Here is a 1,434-nt window from a genome sequence, read left to right as displayed (position 1 = left end):
AGTGCAGCGCTAGCGCCCTGCAGTACGCAGTACGCAACACCGGAAGGGCGGGACCATGGCATCGCAACTGATCGTGCGGGCCGTCCCGCCCTTCCGCGTATCCGGGACCCCCGGTGCCGCGGCCCGCGAACTGCTGGACTCGGCCCGCGAGCTGCTGGACGACGTCGAACTCCGCCGTGCCCGGGAACTGGAACCTCTTCCGCGGGCGGCGTTCCTGGCCGGCCGGCTGGCCCAGCGGCGTTTCGCCGCGGAACTGCTGGACATACCGCCGTCGGACCTCACGGCCGCGTACGACTGCCCGGAGTGCGGCCCCGGCGTCGCGCACGGCCGGCCGGGATACACGCTCGGCGGTACGCCGGCGCCGTTACTGCTGAGCCTTTCGCGCAGCGCAGGCTGGGTCCTGCTGGCAGCCGTGCAGCACCCGGCTCCCGGACAAGGCCTCGGCGTCGACGTGCAGGATCCGGCGGGCACGGATTTCGACGGCTTCAACGAGGTAGCGCTGGGGCCGGCGGAACGTGAGAGCCTTCGAGGCCTCGCCGGGGCGGAGCTGATGACCGGACGGGCCCGGCTCTGGGCCCGCAAGGAGGCCTGGCTCAAGCTGTGCGGCACCGGGCTGAGGATCGCTCCGGACACCGTGGAAGTGCTGGACCGCCCCGGCATCCGGGACCTGTCGTCCGCCGAATCCGGCCTGCCGGCACGATTTGCCGCCGCCGTCGCCCTGTCCCGGCTTCCGGGGCAGACGTAGCGTCCCGGGGGTCAGCCGGCCGGCAGCGGCGGCAACGCCTCTTCGTACAGCCAGGGGTGCAGCACGGCCTCGGCGTCCATCCCGGTGGCCCGGTCCGCGGCCAGAATGAAATCCTCGGTGCTGACCGAGCCGTGCCGGTGGCTGCCGGTCCAGTCGTGCAGGAGGGCGAAGAAGGCCAGATCGCCGCACCGGAGCCGTACCGCGTGCAGGGCGAGGGCGCCGCGCTTGTAGACGCGGTCATCAAACATTAGTTCCGGCCCCGGGTCGCCGATCAGCAGGTCCTGGTCCTCCCGGTTCAGCGTCCGCCAGGCCGCCTTGGCCCGGTCGGCCACGGACATCACTCCGGCCTCCTCGGACCAGATCCACTCCGCGTAGCAGGCGAAGCCCTCGTGCAGCCAGATGTCCCTCCACGAGGCCGCCGTCAGCGAATTCCCGAACCATTGGTGGGACAGCTCGTGGGCGATCAGCCGTTGCGATTCCCAGCCGGTGCTCAGGTGGTTACGGCCGAAAATGGACAGGGACTGGGCTTCCAGCGGGATTTCCAGGGCGTCCTCGGTCACCACCACGGTGTACCCCGGAAACGGGTACGGTCCGAAGCAGTTGGTGAAGGTGCGCATCATCTGGGGCTGTCGGGCGAGCCCGGCACGGGCCTCGGCGGCCAACTCGACCGGCACCGCTGCGGTCTGGGC

The 1,434-nt window shown here is 71.1% G+C and carries 2 protein-coding genes; one reads left to right on the top strand and one right to left on the bottom strand.

The features are described 5' to 3' along the window. Positions 1-55 precede the first annotated feature (55 nt). Positions 56-745 carry a 4'-phosphopantetheinyl transferase family protein gene (locus AB4Y86_RS18850; RefSeq protein ID WP_441403658.1) on the top strand — a complete coding sequence of 230 codons (690 nt, stop codon included), beginning with the start codon at positions 56-58 and terminating at the stop codon, positions 743-745. Positions 746-756: 11 nt separating this feature from the next. Here the strand turns inward: AB4Y86_RS18850 and AB4Y86_RS18845 are convergent. After that, positions 757-1,434, bottom strand: a 678-nt coding sequence (locus tag AB4Y86_RS18845) for a M1 family aminopeptidase (protein ID WP_441403657.1), incomplete at its 5' end; no start/stop codon positions are given.

The organism is Arthrobacter sp. 2YAF22_2 (assembly GCF_052114645.1).
Classification (GTDB): domain Bacteria; phylum Actinomycetota; class Actinomycetes; order Actinomycetales; family Micrococcaceae; genus Arthrobacter.
Note: the sequence above shows the minus strand (reverse complement) of the source record. Positions and strands in the feature narration are given on the sequence as shown.

Bases quoted from the DNA above. Each gene is read 5' to 3' on its own strand.
- AB4Y86_RS18850 (WP_441403658.1), top strand. From the start codon at position 56: ATGGCATCGCAACTGATCGTGCGGGCCGTCCCGCCCTTCCGCGTATCC.